This is a genomic window from Paraburkholderia acidisoli, assembly GCF_009789675.1.
Lineage (GTDB): Bacteria > Pseudomonadota > Gammaproteobacteria > Burkholderiales > Burkholderiaceae > Paraburkholderia > Paraburkholderia acidisoli.
In genome coordinates this window covers 1,012,543-1,035,566 of record NZ_CP046913.1, presented here as the reverse complement: position 1 = coordinate 1,035,566, position 23,024 = coordinate 1,012,543, and the positions used below count along the sequence as shown (strand labels likewise).

At 63.8% G+C, this 23,024-nt stretch carries 22 protein-coding genes and 1 tRNA gene; 1 reads left to right on the top strand and 22 read right to left on the bottom strand.

Features of this window, described 5'->3' with window-relative positions:
• Window position 1: 1 nt before the first annotated feature.
• From FAZ98_RS04455 to FAZ98_RS04375, 17 genes are all read right to left on the bottom strand, one after another.
• Window positions 2-688 carry an NADH-quinone oxidoreductase subunit J gene (locus FAZ98_RS04455; protein ID WP_158949166.1) on the bottom strand — a complete coding sequence of 229 codons (687 nt, stop codon included), beginning with the start codon at window positions 686-688 and terminating at the stop codon, window positions 2-4.
• Between the two features lie 173 nt (window positions 689-861).
• On the bottom strand, window positions 862-1,350 hold the full coding sequence (gene nuoI, locus FAZ98_RS04450) for an NADH-quinone oxidoreductase subunit NuoI (RefSeq protein ID WP_158949164.1): 489 nt from the start codon (window positions 1,348-1,350) through the stop codon (window positions 862-864).
• 15 nt (window positions 1,351-1,365) lie between these two features.
• The gene (gene nuoH / locus FAZ98_RS04445; protein WP_158949162.1) at window positions 1,366-2,430 is read right to left on the bottom strand and encodes an NADH-quinone oxidoreductase subunit NuoH; all 1,065 of its coding nucleotides are present in this window, start codon (window positions 2,428-2,430) and stop codon (window positions 1,366-1,368) included.
• Window positions 2,431-4,773, bottom strand: coding sequence for an NADH-quinone oxidoreductase subunit NuoG (nuoG, locus tag FAZ98_RS04440; RefSeq protein WP_158949159.1), 2,343 nt, complete (start codon window positions 4,771-4,773; stop codon window positions 2,431-2,433).
• 121 nt (window positions 4,774-4,894) lie between these two features.
• Window positions 4,895-6,223: an NADH-quinone oxidoreductase subunit NuoF gene (gene nuoF / locus FAZ98_RS04435; RefSeq protein ID WP_158949157.1), complete on the bottom strand. Its 1,329-nt coding sequence runs from the start codon at window positions 6,221-6,223 to the stop codon at window positions 4,895-4,897.
• Window positions 6,220-6,705, bottom strand: coding sequence for an NADH-quinone oxidoreductase subunit NuoE (gene nuoE / locus FAZ98_RS04430; RefSeq protein ID WP_158949155.1), 486 nt, complete (start codon window positions 6,703-6,705; stop codon window positions 6,220-6,222). The genes nuoF and nuoE overlap by 4 nt, the downstream gene beginning before the upstream one ends.
• A 142-nt stretch (window positions 6,706-6,847) precedes the next feature.
• On the bottom strand, window positions 6,848-8,101 hold the full coding sequence (locus FAZ98_RS04425) for an NADH-quinone oxidoreductase subunit D (protein WP_158949153.1): 1,254 nt from the start codon (window positions 8,099-8,101) through the stop codon (window positions 6,848-6,850).
• A 9-nt stretch (window positions 8,102-8,110) separates the two neighbouring features.
• The gene (locus tag FAZ98_RS04420) at window positions 8,111-8,716 is read right to left on the bottom strand and encodes an NADH-quinone oxidoreductase subunit C (protein ID WP_158949151.1); all 606 of its coding nucleotides are present in this window, start codon (window positions 8,714-8,716) and stop codon (window positions 8,111-8,113) included.
• Between the two features lie 22 nt (window positions 8,717-8,738).
• Window positions 8,739-9,218 (bottom strand): NuoB/complex I 20 kDa subunit family protein, encoded by a 480-nt coding sequence (locus FAZ98_RS04415; RefSeq protein WP_027819582.1) that lies wholly within the window; start codon window positions 9,216-9,218, stop codon window positions 8,739-8,741.
• Window positions 9,219-9,294: 76 nt separating this feature from the next.
• On the bottom strand, window positions 9,295-9,654 hold the full coding sequence (locus tag FAZ98_RS04410; protein WP_158949149.1) for an NADH-quinone oxidoreductase subunit A: 360 nt from the start codon (window positions 9,652-9,654) through the stop codon (window positions 9,295-9,297).
• A gap of 161 nt (window positions 9,655-9,815) precedes the next feature.
• Window positions 9,816-9,900 (bottom strand) — tRNA-Leu (locus FAZ98_RS04405).
• Window positions 9,901-10,011: 111 nt separating this feature from the next.
• A complete protein-coding gene (gene secG / locus FAZ98_RS04400) occupies window positions 10,012-10,401 on the bottom strand; it encodes a preprotein translocase subunit SecG (RefSeq protein ID WP_158949147.1) in 390 nt (129 codons plus the stop codon).
• Window positions 10,402-10,494: 93 nt separating this feature from the next.
• Entirely contained in the window at window positions 10,495-11,277 is a 783-nt protein-coding gene (gene tpiA, locus FAZ98_RS04395) for a triose-phosphate isomerase (RefSeq protein WP_158949145.1), read from the bottom strand.
• Between the two features lie 150 nt (window positions 11,278-11,427).
• Window positions 11,428-12,441 carry an NAD(P)H-quinone oxidoreductase gene (locus tag FAZ98_RS04390; protein WP_158949143.1) on the bottom strand — a complete coding sequence of 338 codons (1,014 nt, stop codon included), beginning with the start codon at window positions 12,439-12,441 and terminating at the stop codon, window positions 11,428-11,430.
• Between the two features lie 140 nt (window positions 12,442-12,581).
• Window positions 12,582-14,726 (bottom strand): polyribonucleotide nucleotidyltransferase, encoded by a 2,145-nt coding sequence (gene pnp / locus FAZ98_RS04385; protein ID WP_158949141.1) that lies wholly within the window; start codon window positions 14,724-14,726, stop codon window positions 12,582-12,584.
• Between the two features lie 373 nt (window positions 14,727-15,099).
• The gene (rpsO, locus tag FAZ98_RS04380) at window positions 15,100-15,369 is read right to left on the bottom strand and encodes a 30S ribosomal protein S15 (RefSeq protein WP_158949138.1); all 270 of its coding nucleotides are present in this window, start codon (window positions 15,367-15,369) and stop codon (window positions 15,100-15,102) included.
• Window positions 15,370-15,549: 180 nt separating this feature from the next.
• A complete protein-coding gene (locus FAZ98_RS04375) occupies window positions 15,550-16,815 on the bottom strand; it encodes a branched-chain amino acid ABC transporter substrate-binding protein (protein ID WP_158951867.1) in 1,266 nt (421 codons plus the stop codon).
• A 240-nt stretch (window positions 16,816-17,055) separates the two neighbouring features.
• Between FAZ98_RS04375 and FAZ98_RS04370 the strand changes: the two genes are divergently transcribed.
• A complete protein-coding gene (locus tag FAZ98_RS04370; protein WP_158949136.1) occupies window positions 17,056-17,595 on the top strand; it encodes a hypothetical protein in 540 nt (179 codons plus the stop codon).
• 121 nt (window positions 17,596-17,716) lie between these two features.
• On the opposite strand, the gene FAZ98_RS04365 is transcribed toward FAZ98_RS04370, so the two are convergent.
• The 5 genes from FAZ98_RS04365 to ilvN all read right to left on the bottom strand — a co-directional run bounded on the left by FAZ98_RS04365 (window position 17,717) and on the right by ilvN (window position 22,947).
• A complete protein-coding gene (locus FAZ98_RS04365) occupies window positions 17,717-19,267 on the bottom strand; it encodes a 2-isopropylmalate synthase (protein ID WP_158949134.1) in 1,551 nt (516 codons plus the stop codon).
• A gap of 349 nt (window positions 19,268-19,616) precedes the next feature.
• Complete coding sequence (gene pssA / locus FAZ98_RS04360; protein WP_158949132.1) at window positions 19,617-20,489, bottom strand: CDP-diacylglycerol--serine O-phosphatidyltransferase; 873 nt, start codon at window positions 20,487-20,489, stop codon at window positions 19,617-19,619.
• Window positions 20,490-20,501: 12 nt separating this feature from the next.
• Entirely contained in the window at window positions 20,502-21,155 is a 654-nt protein-coding gene (locus tag FAZ98_RS04355) for a phosphatidylserine decarboxylase (protein ID WP_035534386.1), read from the bottom strand.
• 158 nt (window positions 21,156-21,313) lie between these two features.
• A complete protein-coding gene (gene ilvC, locus FAZ98_RS04350) occupies window positions 21,314-22,330 on the bottom strand; it encodes a ketol-acid reductoisomerase (protein ID WP_158949130.1) in 1,017 nt (338 codons plus the stop codon).
• A gap of 125 nt (window positions 22,331-22,455) precedes the next feature.
• The gene (ilvN, locus tag FAZ98_RS04345; protein ID WP_158949128.1) at window positions 22,456-22,947 is read right to left on the bottom strand and encodes an acetolactate synthase small subunit; all 492 of its coding nucleotides are present in this window, start codon (window positions 22,945-22,947) and stop codon (window positions 22,456-22,458) included.
• Window positions 22,948-23,024: the final 77 nt, after the last annotated feature.

The window sequence follows — 23,024 nt, the reverse complement described above, 5'->3', positions numbered from 1 at the left end:
CTTAGCTCTTGGTACCGCTTGCCGCGGGCGCGGCCGCAGTGGCCGGCGCCGCTTTCGCGGCGGCTTCCGCCGCTTCCGGCTCTTCCTTCACGACGTCCATCTTCACGAGGCGCACGCGGTCCTGACGACGCACGCTGACCTGCTTCGAGACGTTCTGGCGCTTGCTGTCCTTCGGGTCGCGCACCGTGAGCGCGATGGCCGCGACGATCGCCACCAGCAGCACGAGGCCGGCGATTTCGAAGGCGAAGATGTAGTCCGTGTAGATGATCTTGCCGATCAGGTGCGTGTTCGACACCGACGCCGCGGCAACCGCCGTGGTGTCCGGCACCGGATTGGTGGTCGCACCGTAGCCGTGCCAGAGGATCAGCGCCATTTCGACCACGATGATCGCGCCCACGATGGTCGCGACCGGGATGAAGCGCTTGAAGTCGCGGCTCAGCACGTCGACGTTGATGTCCAGCATCATCACGACGAACAGGAACAGCACCATCACCGCGCCCACGTAGACGAGCACCAGCAGGATCGCGAGGAATTCGGCCTCGAGCAGCATCCAGATGGCGGCGGCGTTGAAGAACGCGAGCACGAGAAAGAGCGCCGACGCGACAGGATTGCGCGAGGTGATCACCTTCAGCCCTGACAGCGTGAGCAGCAGCGCGAAGACGTAGAACAGGACGGTCGTGAATTCCATGATTACTGGTTCATCGTTGGGGCCATCGTAAGGCGGATTGCGCGGCGCAGTCTGGCGGCCAGACCAGGGAGCGTCGCGCCGCGGCGGTCAGGCTGCGGCTTCGCGGTTCTTTTCAGCACACGCGTTCCCCGCAGCGAGCCCGAACCGCGGGCCGATGCAGCGTCAAATCAACATCAACGGTACGGTGCATCCGCTGCCTTGTTCGCCGCGATCTGCGTTTCATAGCGATCGCCGACGGCCAGCAGCATATCCTTCGTGAAATACAGGTCGCCGCGCTTCTCGCCGTGATACTCGAGAATGTGCGTTTCGACGATCGAGTCGACCGGGCAGCTCTCTTCGCAGAAACCGCAGAAGATGCACTTGGTCAGATCGATGTCGTAGCGCGTCGTGCGGCGCGTGTTGTCCTCGCGCACTTCCGACTCGATCGTGATCGCGAGCGCGGGGCACACGGCCTCGCACAGCTTGCACGCGATGCAACGCTCTTCGCCATTCTCATACCGGCGCAGCGCATGCAATCCGCGGAAACGAGGCGACATTGGGGTCTTTTCTTCCGGAAACTGCACGGTGACCTTGCGCTTGAACGTGTAACGACCGGTCAGCGCGAGACCTTTGAGCAGTTCCGTGAGAAAAAACGTCTTGAAGAAGTTCTGGATTGCGTTCATGGTTTGTTCGCCCCCTTATTTCCAGATGCTCAACGGCGACATATACCAGAAGCCCACCACGACGAGCCACACCACGCAAACCGGAATGAACACCTTCCAGCCCAGACGCATGATCTGGTCGTAGCGGTAGCGCGGAAACGTCGCGCGGGCCCAGATGAAGACCGACAGGAAGAAGAAGACCTTCAGCACCAGCCAGAAAATGCCCGGAATGAAATCGAGGAAGCTGAACGGCGCGCTCCAGCCGCCGAGGAACAGCACCGCGGTCAGCGCCGAGATCACGATCATGTTGATGTACTCGGCGAGGAAGAACAGCGCGAAACCCATCCCCGAGTAATCGATCATGTGACCCGCAACGATTTCCGACTCCCCTTCCACCACGTCGAACGGGTGGCGGTTCGTTTCCGCGAGACCCGAGATGAAGTAGACGACAAAGATCGGCAGGAGCGGCAGCCAGTTCCACGAGAGGAAGGTGACGCCGTGGCTCGCGAACATGCCGCGCATCTGGCTTTCGACGATGTCCGAAAGATTCAGGCTGCCCGACACCATCAGCACGACCACGAGCGCGAAACCCATGGAGATTTCGTACGAGACCATCTGGGCCGCGGCGCGCATCGCGCCGAGGAACGCGTACTTCGAGTTCGACGCCCAGCCCGCGAGAATCACGCCGTACACGCCGATCGACGAAATCGCCATCACGTAGAGCAGACCCGCGTTGATGTTGCCGAGCACCGCGCCCGCCTGGAACGGGATCACGGCCCAGACCGCGAAGGCCGGCACCACCACCATGATCGGCGCGATCATGTAGATCCAGCGGCTCGCCTGCGCGGGCTGAATGACTTCCTTGAGCAGCAGCTTCAGCACGTCGGCGATCGGCTGCAACAGGCCGCCGGGACCGACGCGGTTCGGCCCGAGACGCACGTGCATCCAGCCGATCAGCTTGCGCTCCCAGAGGATCAGGTACGCCACGCACAACAGGATCACCACCGCCACGACGAGAATGCGCACCAACGCCCACACCGTGGGCCACGCCACGCCGAGCAGCTGGCTGCCGCCTGCATTGATCGTATCGAACAAGCTCATTTACGCCTTCTCCACCAGCAGTTCACCGAACAGGCTGCCGAGTTGCGCACCGGCCGGCGTTGCCGCCGAGACGCGCACCACATTCGGCGCAAGATTCGCATCGCGCGTGGCCGGCAACGTTACCGCAAGCTCGCCCTGGCGCACGCGCACGGCTTCGCCTTCCTTCAGACCCAGTTGCTCGAACAGCGCGGCGGGCAGGCCGACCGCGTTCGCCACGCGTGCGGCCGTGGTCAGTTGCAGCGCTTCGCCGCGACGCACGATGGGGTCGGCATGATAGATGGGCACGTCGGCGATACGCTCGAAGCGGCCTTCGGCGGCCTTCGCGAGACTGCCGCGCGCGACCGTGGCGCTTGCCCGGTTCGACAGACGGCTTTCGATCTCGCCGTCGCCGAGCGCCTTGCGGCGCACTTCTTCGGCCGTGTCGTACTCGAAGCCCTTCGCGCCGAGCAGCGTGCCCAGCACGCGCAGGACCTTCCAGCCCGGACGCGTGTCGCCGAGCGGACGCACGACGCCGTTGAAGGTTTGCGGCGTGCCTTCGGCGTTGACGAAGGTGCCCGAGGTTTCCGTGTACGGCGCGATCGGCAGCAGCACGTCGGCGTAGTCGAGACCCGTCTTGTACGGCGAGAACACGGCGACCATTTCAGCCTGCGCGAGCGCGGCGCGCGCGGCGGCCGGATTGGCCGTGTCGTATTCCGGCTCCATGTTCAGCAGCAGATAACCCTTGCGCGGCTGCTCGAACGCTTCGCGAGCGTTCAGGCCGTCGCGGCCCGCGAAGCCCGGCAGCGCGCCAGCGAGGTGCGCGCCCACCGTGTTGGCCGCTTCCGTGAGGAAGCCGAGCGTGGCGCCCGTGGTGTCGGCGATGAACTGCGCGGCGGCATGCAGACGCGAGAATTCCGGATGCTGGACGGCGGCGTTGCCGAGCAGCACGTAGCGGCGCTCGCCGTTCGAGAGCGAGGTGGCCAACGCCTTCGCGGCTTCCGTGGCCTGCGCGCCCGCGAAGCCTTCCGGCACCGCGACGCCCTTCGCTTCCGCTACGGCGGCCGCGATCGCGGCGAGTTCGTCGAGCCATGCCGAAGGCGCCGCGACGATACGTTGCGCGTTCGGGATCAGCGAGCCGTCGGCGGTGGCTTGCAGCAGCGTGACCTGCGCGCCGCCCTTCGCGGCTTGACGCAGACGCGCGGCGAACAGCGCGTGGTCACGGCGCAGGAACGAGCCGATCACGAACGCCGAGTCGGCATACGAGAGTTCGGCGATCGGCGTGCCGAGCCACGGCGCGCCCGCGAGCGGCGCCGAGAAGTCGCTCTGGCGCAGACGGAAGTCGACGTTCGGCGTGCCGATCGCATCCGCGAACTGCTTCGCGAGAAAGAGTTCTTCGGTCGTGCTGTGCGGGCTCGCGAGCAGCGCGATCTGGTCTTCGCCGTGTTCGTCGGCGATGCCCTTGATGCCCTTGATGACGTATTCGAGCGCGGTCTGCCAGTCGGTCTCGACCCACTCGCCGCCCTGCTTGATCATCGGGCGCGTGAGGCGGTCTTCGCTGTTCAGACCTTCGTACGAGAAGCGGTCCTTGTCCGAGATCCAGCATTCGTTAATGGATTCGTTCTCGAACGGCAGCACGCGCATGACGCGATTGTTCTTGACCTGCACGACGAGGTTCGCACCCGTGGCGTCGTGCGGGCTCACCGACTTGCGGCGCGACAGTTCCCACGTACGCGCCGAGAAGCGGAACGGCTTGCTCGTGAGCGCACCGACCGGGCACAGGTCGATCATGTTGCCCGAGAGTTCCGAGTCGACGGTCTTGCCAACGAACGAGGTGATTTCCGAGTGCTCGCCGCGGCCGAGCATGCCCAGCTCCATCACGCCGGCGATTTCGTCGCCGAAGCGCACGCAGCGCGTGCAGTGGATGCAGCGCGACATCTCTTCCATGGAGATGAGCGGACCGACGTTCTTGTGGAACACCACGCGCTTTTCTTCGCTGTAGCGCGACGCCGACTTGCCGTAACCGACGGCCAGATCCTGGAGCTGGCATTCGCCGCCCTGGTCGCAGATCGGGCAATCGAGCGGGTGGTTGATCAGCAGGAATTCCATCACGGCTTGCTGGCCCTGCACCGCCTTGTCGGACATCGTGCGCACGACCATGCCTTGCGAGACCGGCGTCGCGCACGCGGGCACGGCCTTCGGCATCTTCTCGACATCGACGAGACACATCCGGCAGTTGGCCGCGATGGACAGCTTCTTGTGATAGCAGAAGTGCGGGATGTACGTGTCCACCCGCTGCGCAGCCTGGATCACCATGCTGCCCTCGGGCACCTGCACCTTCTTGCCGTCTATTTCAAGTTCAACCATGATGGTTAATCGTCCCTAACCTGTTACCGCCCAATTTCACAGCGGCATTCCCCGTTGCGTCGTGCTACGCGGCGCATGCACCCCGCGCTGTCCTGTGAGCGCCGCGGCGGGCGCTCGCCTCTCAGGCGGCCACCGTTTCCGTGGCCGCGTGCGAGCCGGCATGACCGCCGACGAGACAACGCTTGTTGTGCACGTGATATTCGAATTCGTCCCAGTAGTGCTTGAGCATGCCGCGCACCGGCATGGCCGCCGCGTCGCCCAGCGCGCAGATCGTACGGCCCATGATGTTGCCCGCGACCGAGTTCAGCAGATCCAGGTCTTCCTGGCGGCCCTGACCGTGCTCGATGCGGTTCACCACGCGATACAGCCAGCCCGTGCCTTCGCGGCACGGCGTGCACTGGCCGCACGACTCTTCGTAGTAGAAGTACGAGAGGCGCAGCAGCGAGCGCACCATGCAGCGCGTTTCGTCCATGACGATGACCGCGCCCGAGCCGAGCATCGAGCCCTGCTTGGCGATGGAGTCATAGTCCATGTCGGTCTGCATCATCAGGTCGCCCGGAATGACCGGCGCCGACGAGCCGCCCGGAATCACGGCCTTGAGCTTCTTGCCGCCGCGCACGCCGCCGGCGAGTTCCATGAGCGTCGCGAACGGCGTACCGAGCGGGATCTCGTAGTTGCCCGGACGCTCCACGTCGCCCGAGACCGAGAAGATCTTCGTGCCGCCGTTGTTCGGCTTGCCGAGTTCCATGTAGGTCTGCGGACCGACGGTCAGCAAAAACGGCACGGCCGCGAAGGTTTCCGTGTTGTTGATCGTCGTGGGCTTGCCGTACACACCGAAGCTCGCCGGGAACGGCGGCTTGAAGCGCGGCTGGCCTTTCTTGCCTTCGAGCGATTCGAGCAACGCCGTTTCTTCGCCGCAGATGTACGCGCCATAACCATGGTGCGCATGCAACTGGAAGCAGAAGTCGGTGCCCAGAATGTTGTCGCCGAGATAACCCGCGGCGCGTGCTTCGTCGAGCGCGGCTTCGAAGCGGCGATACACCTCGAAGATCTCGCCGTGGATGTAGTTGTAGCCCACGGTGATGCCCATCGCGTACGCGCCGATGGCCATGCCTTCGATCACGGCGTGCGGATTCCAGCGCAGGATGTCGCGATCCTTGAACGTGCCCGGCTCGCCTTCGTCCGAGTTGCAGACCAGATACTTCTGGCCCGGGAACTGGCGCGGCATGAAGCTCCACTTCAGGCCGGTCGGGAAGCCCGCGCCGCCGCGGCCACGCAGGCCACCGGCCTTCACGTCGGCGATCACCTGTTCCGGCGGAATCTTCTCTTCGAGAATACGGCGCAGCTGCTTGTAGCCGCCGCGCGCCACGTAGTCTTCGAGATGCCAGTTCTCGCCATTGAGGCCCGCGAGAATCAGCGGTTTGATGTGACGGTCGTGCAACGAAGTCATTTCGAAAGCTCCTCGAGCAGCTGGTCGATCTTCTCGCGGCTCATGAAGCTGCACATGCGGTGATTGTTCACGAGCATCACCGGCGCATCGCCGCACGCGCCCATGCACTCACCTTCTTTCAAGGTGAACTTGCCGTCGGACGTGGTTTCGCCGAAGTCGATTCCGAGCTTCTGCTTCAGGTATTCGGCGGCGCTCTCCGAGCCGCCTTCCGGGCCGAGCTGGCACGGCAGATTCGTGCAGAGCGTGATCTTGTGCTTGCCGACAGGCCGGGTCTCGAACATCGTGTAGAACGTGGCGACTTCCTGCACGGCCACCGGCGGCATGCCGATGTAGTCGGCCACGAACTGCATGAGTTCGGGGGACAGCCAGCCATGCTCTTCCTGAGCCACGGCCAACGCCGCCATCACGGCGGACTGTCGTTGATCGGCGGGATACTTCGTCAACGCGCGATCGATTTCTTTCAGGCCTTCAGCTGAGATCATTTTCAGACACGACTCTTTCAATTCCTACCGAACGAAAACCTGCCGCGCGGTTCATACACTCGCTGCGACAGACGTGGCGTTCCATGCTGCGTGCGTCCGGGACCGGACGCGCCTTGCTGCGCACCACCCGGGCGACTACGCCCTAGCGGTCAATTTCGCCGAACACGATGTCCTGCGTACCGATGATCGTGACCGCGTCGGCAATCATGTGGCCGCGCGCCATTTCATCGAGCGCGGACAAATGGGCGTACCCAGGCGCGCGGATCTTCAGACGATAAGGCTTGTTCGCACCATCCGACACCAGGTAGATGCCGAACTCGCCCTTCGGATGCTCGACCGCCGCGTACGCCTCGCCTTCCGGCACATGGAAGCCTTCCGTGAAGAGCTTGAAGTGGTGAATCAGCTCTTCCATGTTCGACTTCATGTTCACGCGCGACGGCGGCGCAACCTTGTGATTGTCGACCATCACGGGGCCGGGATTCTTGCGCAGCCACTCAATGCACTGTTTCGCAATGCGCGTGGATTGACGCATTTCCTCGACACGCACGAGATAGCGGTCGTAGCAATCGCCGTTCACGCCCACCGGAATGTCGAAGTCCATCTGGTCGTAGACTTCGTACGGCTGCTTCTTGCGCAAATCCCATTCGATGCCCGAACCGCGCAGCATCGCGCCCGAAAGACCGAGCTGCATGGCGCGCTCGGGGCTCACCACGCCGATCCCCACGAGACGCTGCTTCCAGATACGGTTGTCAGTGAGGAGCGTTTCGTACTCGTCGACGCAACCCGGGAAGCGCGTGAAGAAGTCGTCGATGAAGTCCAGCAGCGAGCCCTGACGCGCTTCGTTCATCTTCGCGAGCGCTTTCTCGTTGTGGATTTTCGACGCCTTGTATTGCGGCATTGCGTCGGGCAGATCGCGATACACGCCGCCCGGACGGTAATAGGCCGCGTGCATGCGCGCACCCGAGACCGCCTCGTACACGTCCATCAGATCTTCGCGTTCGCGGAAGGCGTACAGAAACACCGCCATCGCGCCCACGTCGAGCGCATGCGAGCCGATCCACATGAGGTGGTTCAGCACGCGCGTGACTTCGTCGAACAGCACGCGGATATATTTGGCGCGCACCGGCGGCTCGATACCGAGCAGCTTCTCGATCGCCATCACGTAGCCGTGCTCGTTGACCATCATCGACACGTAGTCGAGACGGTCCATGTACGGCACCGACTGGATGAACGTCTTGCTCTCGGCGAGCTTTTCGGTCGCGCGATGCAGCAGGCCGATATGCGGATCGGCGCGCTGGATCACTTCGCCGTCGAGCTCGAGCACGAGGCGCAGCACACCGTGCGCTGCCGGGTGCTGCGGGCCGAAGTTGAGCGTGTAGTTCTTGATCTCTGACATGCGACCCTCTTAGTGTTTCCTCAGACCACCGTAACGATCCTCGCGGATCACGCGCGGCGTGATTTCACGCGGCTCGATGGTAACCGGCTGGTAGACCACACGCTTTTGTTCCGGGTCGTAACGCATTTCGACATAGCCCGACACCGGGAAGTCCTTGCGGAACGGGTGGCCGATAAAGCCGTAGTCGGTCAGGATGCGGCGCAGGTCGGGGTGGCCTTCGAAGACGATGCCGAACAGGTCGAACGCTTCGCGCTCGTACCAGTTGGCCGAATTCCAGATTTCGACGACCGAGGGGACGATGGGCACGTCGTCGTCCGGCGCGAACACGCGCAGACGCAGACGCCAGTTGTGCGTGAGCGAAAGCAGATGCGAGACGGCCGCGAAGCGCGGACCTTCCCACGCGCCGTCGCCGAACGTCTGATAGTCGACGCCGGACAGATCCATCAGTTGCTCGAAACGCAGCGACGGATTGTCGCGGAGTTCTGTCGCTACATTCAGGTAATCTACCGCTTTTATGACCAAGGTCAATTCACCGAGCTTTTCGGTGAGACTGACGACGCGCGCGCCGAGGGCCGCTTCGAGGTTCGCTTTCAGGGTCTCGAGTTTGCTTGCCATATTGTGGGGAGGCGCTCGGCCTTTATTGACGGGCGATGGTGCTGGTGCGGCGAATCTTCGCCTGCAACTGGATCACCCCATAAACCAGGGCTTCCGCGGTCGGGGGGCAGCCCGGCACGTAGACGTCCACCGGCACGATGCGATCGCAGCCGCGCACCACCGAATACGAATAGTGATAGTAGCCGCCACCGTTCGCGCACGATCCCATCGAGATCACCCAGCGCGGCTCGGCCATCTGGTCATAGACCTTGCGCAGCGCGGGCGCCATCTTGTTGCACAGCGTACCGGCCACGATCATCACGTCGGACTGACGCGGGCTCGGCCGGAACACCACGCCAAAACGGTCGAGGTCGTAGCGGGCCGCGCCCGCGTGCATCATCTCCACCGCACAACACGCCAGGCCGAACGTCATCGGCCACAGCGAGCCAGTGCGCGTCCAGTTGATCAGTTTGTCAGCCGTGGTGGTGACAAACCCTTCCTTCAAGACCCCTTCGATACTCATGTGCTTTCCACTCCAGACGAACGGCCCGCAGTGTCGCGCCCTGCAGTGCCGCCGATGCTATCCGGCGATTAATCCATTATTCCCAGTCGAGACCGCCCTTCTTCCAGATGTAGGCAAAGCCAAGCAGGAATTCGAGCAGAAACAGCATCATCGACAGGAAACCGGGCCAGCCGATATCGCGCAGGGCAACACCCCACGGAAACAGGAATGCCGTTTCGAGGTCGAAGATGATGAAAAGGATGGCCACGAGGTAGTAGCGTACGTCGAACTTCATTCGCGCGTCTTCGAACGCTTCGAAGCCGCACTCGTACGGCGAGTTCTTTTCGCTGTCGGGCCGATTGGGACCGAGGATCTTGCCGATGGTAACCAGCGCTATACCCAGACCGAGACCCACGAGGAGGAACAGGAGGACGGGGAAGTAGGCAGCGAGGTTCAAGGCAATCCTCTATCGGTTGGTTCTGAGGTTCCGCGGGAACTTCTATCGCTCCGCGGGAATCACTTTCGTACTTCGCGCTGCGAACAGAAAACGAACACGACGTAAAAAGCAAAAATGCCAGCCGAAGCTGAAGCAAGCGGCTGGCATCTTTTAGAATACATTGGTGCCGACGGCGAGACTCGAACTCGCACAGCTTTCGCCACTACCCCCTCAAGATAGCGTGTCTACCAATTTCACCACGTCGGCACTACATACAATCCGGGACAACAAATTCTTGCAACCCGCGAATCGCTTCAAGACTTAGATTCTAACTTGTTTCCGGACTTTGTTCAACGCACAAAAACAAGTTTTCAGAATTTATTTCGGAACGTCGTTGCCCGGATTCGAGGCCGCCACAGCCGGCGATGCCGTAGCCGGAGCGGAGGCGACCGATGCCGGGGCAACAGGCGCCGAAGCCACGACAGGAGCCGGTGCAGCCGCTCCGAGCACGCCCGCCGAAGGCTTCGCATGATACGACCCCAGGTAGGTTAATGCAAGCGTGGACACGAAAAACACCGTTGCGAGAACCGCCGTGGTGCGCGACAAAAAGTTGGCCGAACCGCTCGCGCCGAAGAGGCTGCCGGACGCGCCGCTGCCGAATGCGGCACCCATGTCCGCACCTTTGCCGTGCTGCAGCAATACGAGGCCGATCACCCCGAGCGCCGACAGAAGCTGAACGACGATAATCAACGTTTTCAAATACAGCATCACACTCACCTGAGTCCTGGTTAAAACGCCCGGCCCATGACGAACCGGACGTGTAAGCCGCCCGCACGACGCCCTCGCGTCGTGCGCAAGCCGTTAGCCCGCGACGCTCTCGCCCGCCGCAGCGGCCGCGCAGATCGCGAGGAAATCCCCTTCTTTCAACGACGCGCCGCCGATCAGGCCGCCGTCGATGTCTTCCTGGCGGAACAGTTCCGCCGCGTTTTCCGGCTTCACGCTGCCGCCGTACAGCACCGAGACGTTCGCCACCTGCGCGCCCTTGGCCGCGAGGCGCGCGCGCAGGAACGCGTGCACCTGCTGCGCCTGCTCCGTGGTCGCGCTCTTGCCCGTGCCGATGGCCCAGACCGGTTCGTACGCGACGACAATGCGCGCCGCCTCGTCCACCGAAAGTGCCGCCAGCACTGCATCGAGCTGTGCGCCCACGACGCGCTCGGTCGCGCCCGATTCGCGCTCCTCGAGCGTTTCGCCCACGCAAACGATGGGCGTGAGGCCCGCCGTCAGCGCGCGCAGCGCTTTTTGCGCGACGACTTGCGAGCTTTCGCCGTGATACGCACGACGCTCCGAGTGACCCACGATCGCGTATGCCGCCTCGAAGTCGAGAATCATGCCCGCGGCGATCTCGCCCGTGTAAGCGCCCTGTTCGTGCGCCGACACGTCCTGCGCGCCCCACGCGACCCGGCTGCCGCCGAGCAACGCCTGAGCTTGCGCAAGATAGGGAAACGGCACGCACACGCCAACGCGCACTTCCGCGGGCAGCGCCTGCGCGCCTTGCGCGACACCCTGCAGCAGGGCCGCGTTGGCCGCGAGACGGCCATGCATCTTCCAGTTACCGACTACAAGCTTCGATCGTGAATTCGTCATTGTTCCGGTTGCTGTTAAAAGCGGACGCAAAACACATAATTTTACTGCGTGAAATCTACGCGGGTCAAACCGGCGCGACGTGCTTGTGCGAAAAACGCCCGAAAAATCAAGCGCGGCGCATCGCACGCACCCCGCACGTCACCGCACCGGTCACGCTTTGGACCAATCGAGCATGATCTTGCCGATATGCTCGCTGCTCTCCATGAGCGCATGCGCCTCGGCGGCCTGCGCGGCGGGGAACACGCGGAACACGACCGGCTTGATGCGCCCTTCTTCGATGAGGGGCCACACGCGCGCCTTCAGCTCTTGCGCGATCTGCGCCTTGAACTCGACCGAGCGGGCGCGCAGCGTCGAACCGGTGATCGTCAAACGGCGGCGCATGATTTCGGCCATGTTGACCTCGGCTTTCGCGCCACCCAGCGTCGCGATCAGCACGATACGGCCGCCGTCCGCCAGCGCGGACAACTCGCGCGGCACGTAGCCGCCCGCCACCATGTCGAGGATCACGTCCACCCCGCGGTCGTTCGTGAGCGCCTTCACCACTTCGACGAAGTCGCCGTCGCGATAGTTGATCGCGCGTTCGGCGCCCAGCTCCTCGCAGGCGCGGCACTTGTCGTCCGAACCGGCCGTCGCGAACACGCGGAAACCGAGCGCATGCGCGATCTGGATCGCCGTGACGCCGATCCCGCTCGATCCGCCCTGCACCAGCAGCGTTTCGTTCTCGCCGCCCTCGCCTTTGCCGAGTTGCGCGCGCTGGAACACGTTGCTCCAGACCGTGAAGAAGGTCTCGGGCAGCGACGCGGCTTCGATGTCGCTCAAGCCCTGGGGCACCGGCAAACACTGGACGAGCGGCGCGACCGCGTACTCGGCATAGCCGCCGCCCGCGATCAGCGCGCATACGCGATCGCCCACCTTCAGCCCGAACGGATTGTTCTTCTCGTCGATCGTGCCGCCCACGATCTCGCCCGCCACTTCCAGCCCCGGCAGATCGGAAATGCCCGGCGGCGGCGCATACGAGCCCTTGCGCTGGAACACGTCGGGGCGATTCACGCCCGAGGCGCTCACCTTGATCAGCACTTCGCCGGCCTTCGGCTCGGGGGTGGGCCGTTCGGCCAGCTTGAGCACGTCCGGCGCACCGAATTCCGTAATCTCCACTGCCTTCATCTTGCGTCTCCCTGAAGCGACAAGCGTTGGTCTGGATGGCATTGCGTCCGCCGCGCAGGCGCAGTGCCATCCTGCCTCACATTCTCATAAAAAAACGGCCGGCGCGTGTGACACGCTGCCGGCCGTTCGAGCTTATCGCTTTATTGCTGCGGTTCGCCCTGCGGTGCGCCGCCGCTCTGCTCGTTGAGCAGCGCCTTGGCGGACAGACGCACACGACCCTTCTCGTCCGTCTGGATGACCTTGACCTTCACGACCTGGCCTTCCTTCAGGTAGTCGTTGATGTCCTTGATACGCTCGTTGGCGATTTCGGAGATGTGCAGCAGGCCGTCCTTGCCCGGCAGCAGGTTCACGATCGCGCCGAAGTCGAGCAGCTTGAGGACCGCGCCTTCGTACACCTGACCGACTTCGATTTCGGCCGTGATGTTTTCGATGCGCTTCTTCGCTTCAGCCATGCCTTCGCTCGAGGTCGAGGCGATGGTCACGACGCCGTCGTCGGAGATGTCGATCGTCGTGCCGGTTTCTTCCGTCAGCGCGCGGATCACCGAACCGCCCTTGCCGATCACGTCGCGGATCTTTTCCGGATTGATCTTGATGGTGATCATGCGCGGCGCGTAAGCCGACAGTTCCGTGTTCACGCCCGAGACCGCCGAGGTCATCTTGCCGAGGATGTGCAGACGGGCTTCGTTCGCTTGCGCGAGCGCGACCTGCATGATTTCCTTGGTGATGCCCTGGATCTTGATGTCCATCTGCAGCGCGGTCACGCCCGCTTCCGTACCCGCCACCTTGAAGTCCATGTCGCCGAGGTGATCTTCGTCGCCGAGGATGTCGGTCAGCACGGCGAACTTGTTACCTTCGAGGATCAGGCCCATCGCGATACCGGCGACGTGCGCCTTCATCGGCACGCCGGCGTCCATCAGCGCGAGGCAGCCGCCGCAGACCGAAGCCATCGACGACGAACCGTTCGATTCGGTGATTTCCGAAACGACGCGGATCGAGTAGCCGAACTCTTCGGCGCTCGGCAGGCACGCGACGAGCGCGCGCTTGGCGAGACGGCCGTGGCCGACTTCACGGCGCTTGGGCGAACCCACGCGGCCCGTTTCGCCGGTCGCGAACGGAGGCATGTTGTAGTGGAGCATGAAGCGGTCGCGGTACTCGCCTTCGAGCGCGTCGATGATCTGCTCGTCGCCCTTGGTGCCGAGCGTGGCCACCACCAGCGCCTGCGTTTCGCCACGCGTGAACAGCGCCGAACCGTGCGTACGCGGCAGGACGCCCGTGCGGATCTCGATCGGGCGCACCGTGCGCGTGTCGCGGCCGTCGATACGCGGCTCGCCGTTCAGGATCTGCGTACGGACGATCTTCGCTTCGAGGTCGAACATCATGTTGCCGACGGTGGCCTTGTCGGCTGCCGTCGTGCCGGCTGCCGCCGCTTCGGCTTCGAGCTTCGCCGAGGTCGCCGCGTAGACTTCCTTCAGCTTGGCCGAACGCTGTTGCTTGTCGCGCAGTTGATACGCGGCGAGCAGTTCGTTGTAGGCGATGTCGGTGACGCGGCCGATCAGGGCTTCGTCCTTCGGCGCCGGCTGCCAGTTCCACTCGGGCTTGCCGCCGTCGCGAACCAGTTCGTGGATCGCGTCGATGGCGGTTTGCATCTGTTCGTGGCCGAACACGACCGCGCCGAGCATCACGTCTTCCGGCAGCTGGTCGGCTTCCGATTCCACCATCAGCACAGCGCGTTCCGTGCCGGCGACCACGAGGTCGAGGCGCGACTGCTTGCTTTGCGAGCGCGTCGGGTTCAGAACGAATTCGTTGTCGATGTAGGCCACGCGTGCGGCGCCCACCGGGCCGTTGAACGGCAGACCCGAGATCGCCAGCGCAGCCGACGCGCCGATCAGCGCGGGGATGTCAGCCGGGATTTCCGGGTTGATCGACAGGACGTGGATCACGACCTGGACTTCGTTGTAGAAGCCTTCCGGGAAGAGCGGGCGCAGCGGACGGTCGATCAGGCGCGAGATCAGCGTTTCGCCTTCCGACGGACGGCCTTCGCGACGGAAGAAGCCGCCCGGGATCTTGCCGGCCGAATAGGTCTTTTCGAGGTAGTCGACGGTGAGCGGGAAGAAGTCCTGACCCGGCTTGGCCGTCTTCGCGCCGACGACGGTGGCGAGCACGACGGTGTCTTCGACGTCGACGATCACCGCGCCGCTGGCCTGACGGGCGATCTCACCCGTTTCGAGGCGAACGTTGTGCTGGCCCCACTTGAATTCCTTCACGACCTTGTTGAACATCGTCATATCACTCACTCCTTACTCATTTGTTATGCGGCGTTCGCACACGCGAACGTCACGGCAAGACAGGACCGGCACCGCGCAGGAAGAGGAGTGTTATGCCATTCCAGCGGTACGCGCGGTTGCGACACAGTCGCGCACGATCTGCTGGAATGACACAGAGCTCTGCCCCGTGGCTTGGCCTGCTGCTGGTTACTGCGCTTGCTGCCTTTTGCTGCCTTTTCCTGCTTTTTTGCTGCTTTCTACTGCCGTGCACGTCCGAAACTTCGGTCATGCCGATGTTTTCGAACGATGCGCATCACGGGAAGCGTACCGTTCAAAAACAAAATGCCTGCATCAGCGGAAACTGACACAGGCATCTTTGTGGAAGACCTTCCGGTTACTTGCGCAGACCCAGCTTTTCGATCAGCGCGCGGTAACGGTCAGCGTCCTTGCCCTTCAGGTAGTCGAGCAGCTTGCGGCGACGGCTCACCATGCGCAGCAGACCGCGGCGGCTGTGGTGATCTTTGGCGTGCGACTTGAAGTGACCCGTGAGTTCGTTGATGCGCGACGTGAGGAGCGCAACCTGAACTTCGGGCGAACCCGTGTCACCCGTGCCGCGCGCGAATTGCGCAACGACTTCGGACTTCTTGATATCTGCGACGGACATTTGCTTTTCCTTTGTTTCTAACAGGCGGTCACGGAAGAATGGCCGTGCCGTGTATGAGTCAAATTCTTGCCATGGAAATACGGCAAGACCAGCATTGTAGCACAGCGCCGATTTGCCGCGAACCGCTGCCCGAGAAAGGCGCGCGCGGGCGCGGCGAGCCCGCGCAGCGGGACACGGGCATCAAGGCCGCTGCATGCGGCAGGTCGTGGGCGGCACCGTGCGCTCGGCGGGCAGTGCCAGCACCGTGCGGAAACCGTAGCCCGAGCCCTCGTTGTCGTAGCGCACGCCGTTCGCGCCCTGTTTGTCCATCTGCATGACGTAAAGGGGCTGGATCGTCTGGTGGTCGTCGGCGCGGATCCACATGGGGTGGAAACGGCTTGCCTCGCCGCTGAAATGCAGCCCTTCGAGCGCCTTCGCGACCGCCGTGGGCTCCGCCGTGCCGGCCTGGTTCATCGCCTGCGCGAGCATTTCCACCATCATCGACATGCGCAGCACGGGGTAATCGTCCTGCGCCGCCGGGTAGCGCGCGCGGAATGCCTTGTACCACGCGTCCGAGGCCGCGCCGCCCGCGTTCGGATGCCAGTCGGCCACGGCCATCACACGCTGCACGCCCGCGTCGCCGAGAGCCGCCGGTGCGCCCAGGCTGTTGCCGTAGAACGTGTAGAACTTCGTTTCCAGGCCCTGTTCGCGCGCGGCCTTCACGAGAAGCGTGAGGTCGTTGCCCCAGTTGCCGGTGATGACGGCGTCGGCGCCGGCCGCGCGGATCTTCGCGATGTAAGGCGCGAAATCCTTGACCCGGCCGATCGGATGAAACGTGTCGCCGACCACGGCGATGTCGGGCCGGTCCTTCGCCAGCGCCGCGCGCGCGAGCGTGCTCACGTCGTGGCCGAAGCTGTAGTCCTGGTTGATCAGGTAGACCTTTTTCACCGACTTGTCGGCGGCAATCACGTCCGCGAGCGCGTCCATGCGCATGCCCGCGTGCGCGTCGAAGCGGAAGTGCCAGAAGCTGCAGGCGGCGTTGGTCAGCGCGGGATCGTCGGCGGAATAGTTGAGGAACAGCTCGCGGTTATCGGGCTCGCGCGCGTTCTGGCGATCGATCGCCGTCACGAGCGCGGCGGCCACGGCCGAGCTGTTGCCCTGCATCACATAGCCGATATGCCGGTCCTGCGCCGCGCGCAACTGCACGAGCGCGGCCTCCGTGCTGCCCTTGCTGTCGAGCACGACGAGTTCGAGCGGATGCCGCCCGTCGCGCAGCATCACGCCGCCCTGCGCGTTGACGCGCTCCACGCCGAAGCGCAGGTTGCGCTCGACGGCCGCGCCCGCGTCGGCGAACGGCCCCGACATGCCTTCGATCAGCGCGAGCGGGATGGGCTTGCCCGCGGGCGCGGCGTCGGCCGCGTGCGCCGGTGCGGCGGTTAGCGTTGCCGCGATCGCTGCCGTCGCCATCAACGTCGAGGTGGCCAGTTGCCTCGCGGCAATCGCGAGCCGGTGCGTGATTCGTGCCTTCATGCGTGTGGTTTCTTCCGCGTCGGTTTCGTGACCGGTCAAGCGCCGGTCGAAGCGCGGATCATAGGACGCCCGGGCGCCACGCGGCAAGCCCGTCGGCAAGACGGTCGGCCTACAACGCGATCGCGCGCGGCGTCGAAGGCCGTGTCAAAATAAGCGATCGATTTTCGGGGACACTCCATGCTCATCCGCCTTCTTCCTGCGCTCGCGGCGCGCACCCGCCACGCTCGCCTTGCTCTCGCGGCGGGCGTGGGTGCGCTCGCGCTGGCCGGGTGCGCCCAGCCGTGGCAGCAATTCCATGCCGGCGACGACGCGCAATCGGTGATCGCCCGCTTCGGGCCGCCGCGCGAGACCTACGACCTGCCCGACGGCGGCAAGCGTCTGATGTGGCCCACGCAGCCCATGGGCGAAACCACCACCGCCGCCGACATCGACGCCAACGGCAAAGTGGTGAACCTGCGCCAGGTGCTGCAGGTGAACGAGTTCTACCGCGCGCAGATCGGCACATGGACGCGCAAGGACGTGCTCGTGAATTTCGGCCGCCCGGTCGAGACCGCGTACTTCCCGCTCATGAAGCGCAACGTCTGGACGTATCGCTACGAGGAAGACAACGTGTGGTACTTCCTCTACAACTTCTATTTCGACGACGACGGCATCCTGCGCCTCACGCAGAAAACGCCCGACCCGCTGCACGACCCGGACCGCCGCAGCCTGTTCTGAACGCGCGGCCCTTACCGGCCATCGCCCAAAGAAAAAACCCCTGCGCGCTTGCGAGCCAGGGGTTTTTTATCGCCGTGTGCGAGAAGCCAGCGGGGCACGGTGAGACGCGCCCCGCCGCCGCTTACGAGCGCTGCGGGTTCAGCTTGTCGGTATCCGACGAGTAGAGCTTGTTGAGCGCCGAGATATACGCCTTAGCCGATGCCGCGACGATATCCGGGTCGGTGCCCACGCCGTTGACGATGCGGCCGGCCTTCGAGAGGCGCACCGTCACTTCGCCCTGCGCCTGCGTGCCCGTGGTGATCGCGTTCACGGAATACAGCAGCAATTCCGAGCCGCTGCCCACTTCGGTTTCGATCGCGTTGAGCGTGGCGTCCACGGGACCGTTGCCTGCGGCCTCGCCCGTGACTTCCTTGCCGTCGGCCGAGAACACGATGCGCGCGTGCGGGCGCTCGCCCGTTTCCGAGCGCTGCGCGAGCGAGATGAACTTGTAGTGCTCCTTCTCCTGCGCTTCGGCCGATTCTTCCGTGACGATGGCGATGATGTCTTCGTCGAAGATTTCAGACTTGCGGTCGGCGAGTTCCTTGAAGCGGGCGAACGCACTGTTGAGTTCGGCTTCGCTTTCGAGCTGGATGCCGAGCTCCTGGAGACGCTGCTTGAACGCGTTACGGCCCGAGAGCTTGCCGAGCACGATCTTGTTCGCGCTCCAGCCCACGTCTTCCGCACGCATGATTTCGTAGGTATCGCGCGCCTTGAGCACGCCGTCCTGGTGGATGCCGGAAGCGTGGGCAAACGCGTTCGCGCCCACGACCGCCTTGTTCGGCTGCACCACGAAACCGGTGATTTGCGAGACGAGCTTCGAAGCCGGCACGATCTGCGTCGTGTCGATGCCGAGATCGAGGCCGAAGTAGTCCTTGCGCGTCTTCACGGCCATGACGATTTCTTCGAGCGACGTGTTGCCCGCGCGCTCGCCGAGACCGTTGATCGTGCATTCCACCTGACGCGCGCCGCCGATCTGCACGCCGGCCAGCGAGTTCGCCACGGCCATGCCGAGGTCGTTGTGGCAGTGCACCGAGAACACGGCTTTGTCGGAATTCGGAATGCGCTCGCGCAGCGTCTTCACGAGCTGACCGTACAGTTCCGGCACGCCGTAGCCGACCGTATCGGCGATATTGATCGTGGTCGCGCCCTCGGCGATCACGGCTTCGAGCACGCGGCACAGGAAGTCCATGTCCGAGCGGCTGCCGTCTTCGGGCGAAAATTCCACGTCATTGGTGAACTTGCGCGCGAAACGCACCGCGAGCTTCGCCTGCTCGAGCACCTGCTCCGGCGACATGCGCAGCTTCTTCTCCATGTGCAGCGGCGACGTGGCGATGAAGGTGTGAATGCGGAAGTGGTCGGCGGGCTTGAGCGCGTCGGCGGCGCGCTGGATGTCCTTGTCGTTGGCACGCGCGAGCGAACAGATCGTGCTGTCCTTCACCATGCCGGCGATCGTGTGGATCGCGTCGAAGTCGCCGTTCGAGCTGGCCGCGAAGCCGGCTTCGATGATGTCGACCTTCATCCGTTCGAGCTGCTTCGCGATGCGGATTTTCTCTTCCTTCGTCATCGACGCACCGGGCGATTGCTCGCCGTCACGCAAAGTCGTATCGAAGATGATGAGCTTTTCTGCTGCCATTTCGGGTCTCCAGGGGGGACTTGTTCAGTGTCTAAAAACGGATTTTGGGTGTTCGCGCCACCGATGGCGACGCTGACAATGAACGAGGCTTACGGAGGGCGAGCGAGATCAGCGCGGCAGGCGCGCTAGCGCTAGCGTGCGTAGGGGCGCGCCGGCTTGAAGGGAGAAGAAGGGGAACGTGATCGTTGCCATGCCGCCGACTATAGCCGGAATCCGCCGATAGCGCAATTGGGGCGCGCCATACGCCCACGGCCGCCACGAGCGCGCGCGGCGTGCAGGCTCAACCGCCAAACAAAAAGGGCCACGCTTGCGCGCAGCCCTTTCGTATCGATGTGAATCCGTTCGCGCGCTAGCGCTCGTGCGGCGAAGACCGCGCCGGATTCGCGCGTCCGCGCATGGCCTGATACCCCCAGAACACATAGCCCGAGAGGCCGTACAGCACGAACAGGCCGAACAGCATGAGCGGCGGGTCGGACGACACCAGCACGAACGCCACCACCACGAGCAGCGTGGCCGCGAACGGTACGCGGTGACGCACGTCGAGCGCCTTGCCGCTGTAGAACGGCGCGTTCGACACCATGGTCACGCCCGCGTAGATCGTGAGCACGAAGGCGACCCACGGCAGCCACGAAAGCTTGACCGGCACGCGGTTGTCGGTGGCGAGCCAGACGAAGCCGGCGATGAGCGCCGCCGCCGCCGGGCTCGGCAAGCCCTGGAAGAAGCGCTTGTCGACCGAACCGATATTGGTGTTGAAGCGCGCGAGCCGCAGCGCAGCGCCCGAGCAGTAGACGAACGCCGCGAGCCAGCCCCAGCGCCCGAGATCCTTGAGGACCCACTCGTACATCACGAGCGCGGGCGCCACGCCGAACGACACCATGTCCGACAAACTGTCGAACTGTTCGCCGAACGCGCTTTGCGAATGCGTCATGCGGGCGACGCGACCGTCCATGCCGTCGAGCACCATGGCCACGAAAATAGCGATGGCCGCCACTTCGAAGCGCACGTTCATGGCCTGCACGACCGCGAAAAAGCCGCAGAACAGCGCGGCGGTCGTGAAGGCGTTGGGCAGCAGGTAGATGCCGCGTTTCTTCAGGAACGCCTGGCGAGCCGCGCGCCGGCCCGCGGCAACGCCAACGGGCTCCTGCACGGACTTGTTGCGGCGAAACGGCCGCGGCAGCGGCGCACCGGGCGCATTACGGGGTCGACGCTTGAATCCGGCCATCGCTGCCCTCCTTTATGCCGATTGCGTGGGCAGTTCGGCGAGGATCGTCGACGACGCGGACACCTTCTCGCCGATCGACACACGCGGACGGCTGCCGACCGGCAGATACACGTCCACGCGCGAACCGAAGCGGATGAAGCCGTAGCGCTGGCCGCGCGACAGCGGCTCGCCGGCGCGCACGTAGCAGAGAATGCGGCGCGCGATCAGGCCCGCGATCTGCACCGAGGTGACGGTCGTGCCGTCCGCCATGGTCAGCACGACGGCGTTGCGTTCGTTTTCGGTCGAGGCCTTGTCGATGGCGGCGTTCAGGTACGCGCCCGGGAAATATTCGACCTTCGCCACGGCGCCGTCCACCGGCGAGCGTTGCGAGTGCACGTTAAACACGTTCATGAACACGCTGATCTTGAGCGCTTCACGGTTGGCATACGGGTCGTGCGCGGTTTCCACGGCGACGATGCGGCCGTCGGCCGGGCAAAGCACGGCGTTGGCCTGCGTCGGGATCGGACGCGGCGGGTCGCGGAAGAACTGGACGACGAAAATCAGGATCAGCCAGAACGGCCATGCGAGTCCGAAGCCTGCGACCGCATGGATCAAGAGCGCCACGACGGCCGCAATGGCGATGAACGGCCAGCCTTCGCGCGCGATGATCGGATGAGGGTAATTCATGATGGCTTCGCTGTTATTTTGAAAACCGTAGCATAACAAAAGCCGCCCAGGCTTCATCCCACCTGGGCGGCTTTTTCGGGTCTGACGCGGGAACGATTGCTGCGCTATGACGCGTGAGCGCCATGTCTCGCGCAGGCAATCGGAACGGCAATGTCAGATTAGTTCTTCGACTGGTCGACCAGCTTGTTCGCGGCGATCCACGGCATCATCGCGCGCAGCTTTGCACCGACCGTTTCGATCTGGTGCTCGGCGCCGAGGCGGCGGCGCGATTGCAGCGTGGGTGCGCCGGCCTTGTTTTCGAGGATGAAGCTCTTCGCGTATTCGCCCGTCTGGATGTCCTTCAGGACGTCCTTCATGACCTTCTTCGTCTCTGCCGTGACGACGCGCGGGCCCGTCACGTACTCGCCGTATTCGGCGTTGTTCGAGATCGAATAGTTCATGTTGGCGATGCCGCCTTCATAGATCAGGTCGACGATCAGCTTCAGTTCGTGCAGGCATTCGAAGTACGCCATTTCCGGCGCGTAGCCGGCTTCCACCAGCGTTTCGAAACCTGCCTTGATCAGCTCGACCGTACCGCCGCACAGCACGGCTTGCTCGCCGAACAGGTCGGTTTCGGTTTCTTCGCGGAAGTTCGTTTCGATGATGCCGGCACGGCCGCCGCCGTTCGCTGCCGCGTACGACAGGGCGATGTCACGCGCCGCGCCCGACTTGTCCTGATGGACAGCGATCAGGTGGGGCACGCCGCCGCCTTGCGAGTACGTACCGCGAACCGTGTGGCCCGGCGCCTTCGGCGCGATCATGATGACGTCCAGATCCGCGCGCGGGATCACGGCGCCGTAGTGAACGTTGAAGCCGTGCGCGAATGCGAGGGCCGCGCCGTTCTTGATGTTCGCGTGAACTTCCTTCGCGTAGACATCGGCGATCTGCTCGTCCGGCAGCAGCATCATGACGACGTCGGCGCTCTTCACCGCTTCGGCCACTTCCTTGACCTGCAGGCCGGCGTTCTCAGCCTTGCTCCACGATGCGCCGTTCTTGCGCAGACCGACGGTGACGTTCACGCCGCTGTCCTTCAGGTTCAGCGCGTGGGCGTGGCCTTGCGAGCCGTAACCGATGATGGTGATCTGCTTGCCCTTGATGAGGGAGAGATCGGCGTCCTTGTCGTAGAAAACTTTCATGTTGGTTCCTTGGCGAGAGTCTGGTGAATTCGGTACTGCTTGTTAGCTTGTGCTGCTGGGCCGGATGCGTCACAGGTTGCGCCACATCCGGTCAAGTTCCGGTGCAAGATCGACTGGGTCGGGAGTTACACCTTCAGAATGCGTTCTCCGCGCCCGATGCCCGAGCTGCCCGTGCGGACGGTCTCGAGAATGGCGGTTGCGTCGATCGCCTCGATGAACGCGTCGAGCTTGTCGCTCGCACCCGTCAGTTCGATCGTGTAGGTCTTTTCGGTGACGTCGATGATGCGGCCGCGGAAAATATCCGCCATCCGCTTCATCTCCTCACGTTCCTTGCCGACCGCCCTTACCTTGATCAGCATCAGCTCGCGTTCGATGTGGGCGCCCTCGGTCAGGTCGACCACTTTCACCACCTCGATCAGGCGGTTCAGATGCTTCGTGATCTGTTCGATCACGTCGTCCGAGCCAATGGAAACGATGGTCATGCGCGACAGCGAACGGTCTTCGGTCGGCGCCACCGTCAAGGTTTCGATGTTGTAGCCGCGTGCGGAGAAGAGGCCGACGACGCGCGACAGCGCGCCCGGCTCGTTTTCCAGCAAAACGGAAATAATGTGTCTCATGATGGGATCCGCGATTTATCCAGTTAGCGTGTGCCGCCCTTCCCCGCGAACCCGCGCGCCCCTTGTGTGGGCGCGCG

What these genes read in the sequence shown, in the direction of transcription:
- FAZ98_RS04455 (WP_158949166.1), bottom strand. Translation starts at nt 688, where the DNA reads ATGGAATTCACGACCGTCCTGTTCTACGTCTTCGCGCTGCTGCTCACG.
- nuoI (WP_158949164.1), bottom strand. Translation starts at nt 1,350, where the DNA reads ATGAACGCAATCCAGAACTTCTTCAAGACGTTTTTTCTCACGGAACTG.
- nuoH (WP_158949162.1), bottom strand. Translation starts at nt 2,430, where the DNA reads ATGAGCTTGTTCGATACGATCAATGCAGGCGGCAGCCAGCTGCTCGGC.
- nuoG (WP_158949159.1), bottom strand. Translation starts at nt 4,773, where the DNA reads ATGGTTGAACTTGAAATAGACGGCAAGAAGGTGCAGGTGCCCGAGGGC.
- nuoF (WP_158949157.1), bottom strand. Translation starts at nt 6,223, where the DNA reads ATGACTTCGTTGCACGACCGTCACATCAAACCGCTGATTCTCGCGGGC.
- nuoE (WP_158949155.1), bottom strand. Translation starts at nt 6,705, where the DNA reads ATGATCTCAGCTGAAGGCCTGAAAGAAATCGATCGCGCGTTGACGAAG.
- FAZ98_RS04425 (WP_158949153.1), bottom strand. Translation starts at nt 8,101, where the DNA reads ATGTCAGAGATCAAGAACTACACGCTCAACTTCGGCCCGCAGCACCCG.
- FAZ98_RS04420 (WP_158949151.1), bottom strand. Translation starts at nt 8,716, where the DNA reads ATGGCAAGCAAACTCGAGACCCTGAAAGCGAACCTCGAAGCGGCCCTC.
- FAZ98_RS04415 (WP_027819582.1), bottom strand. Translation starts at nt 9,218, where the DNA reads ATGAGTATCGAAGGGGTCTTGAAGGAAGGGTTTGTCACCACCACGGCT.
- secG (WP_158949147.1), bottom strand. Translation starts at nt 10,401, where the DNA reads ATGCTGTATTTGAAAACGTTGATTATCGTCGTTCAGCTTCTGTCGGCG.
- tpiA (WP_158949145.1), bottom strand. Translation starts at nt 11,277, where the DNA reads ATGACGAATTCACGATCGAAGCTTGTAGTCGGTAACTGGAAGATGCAT.
- FAZ98_RS04390 (WP_158949143.1), bottom strand. Translation starts at nt 12,441, where the DNA reads ATGAAGGCAGTGGAGATTACGGAATTCGGTGCGCCGGACGTGCTCAAG.
- pnp (WP_158949141.1), bottom strand. Translation starts at nt 14,726, where the DNA reads ATGACGATGTTCAACAAGGTCGTGAAGGAATTCAAGTGGGGCCAGCAC.
- rpsO (WP_158949138.1), bottom strand. Translation starts at nt 15,369, where the DNA reads ATGTCCGTCGCAGATATCAAGAAGTCCGAAGTCGTTGCGCAATTCGCG.
- FAZ98_RS04375 (WP_158951867.1), bottom strand. Translation starts at nt 16,815, where the DNA reads ATGGCGACGGCAGCGATCGCGGCAACGCTAACCGCCGCACCGGCGCAC.
- FAZ98_RS04370 (WP_158949136.1), top strand. Translation starts at nt 17,056, where the DNA reads ATGCTCATCCGCCTTCTTCCTGCGCTCGCGGCGCGCACCCGCCACGCT.
- FAZ98_RS04365 (WP_158949134.1), bottom strand. Translation starts at nt 19,267, where the DNA reads ATGGCAGCAGAAAAGCTCATCATCTTCGATACGACTTTGCGTGACGGC.
- pssA (WP_158949132.1), bottom strand. Translation starts at nt 20,489, where the DNA reads ATGGCCGGATTCAAGCGTCGACCCCGTAATGCGCCCGGTGCGCCGCTG.
- FAZ98_RS04355 (WP_035534386.1), bottom strand. Translation starts at nt 21,155, where the DNA reads ATGAATTACCCTCATCCGATCATCGCGCGCGAAGGCTGGCCGTTCATC.
- ilvC (WP_158949130.1), bottom strand. Translation starts at nt 22,330, where the DNA reads ATGAAAGTTTTCTACGACAAGGACGCCGATCTCTCCCTCATCAAGGGC.
- ilvN (WP_158949128.1), bottom strand. Translation starts at nt 22,947, where the DNA reads ATGAGACACATTATTTCCGTTTTGCTGGAAAACGAGCCGGGCGCGCTG.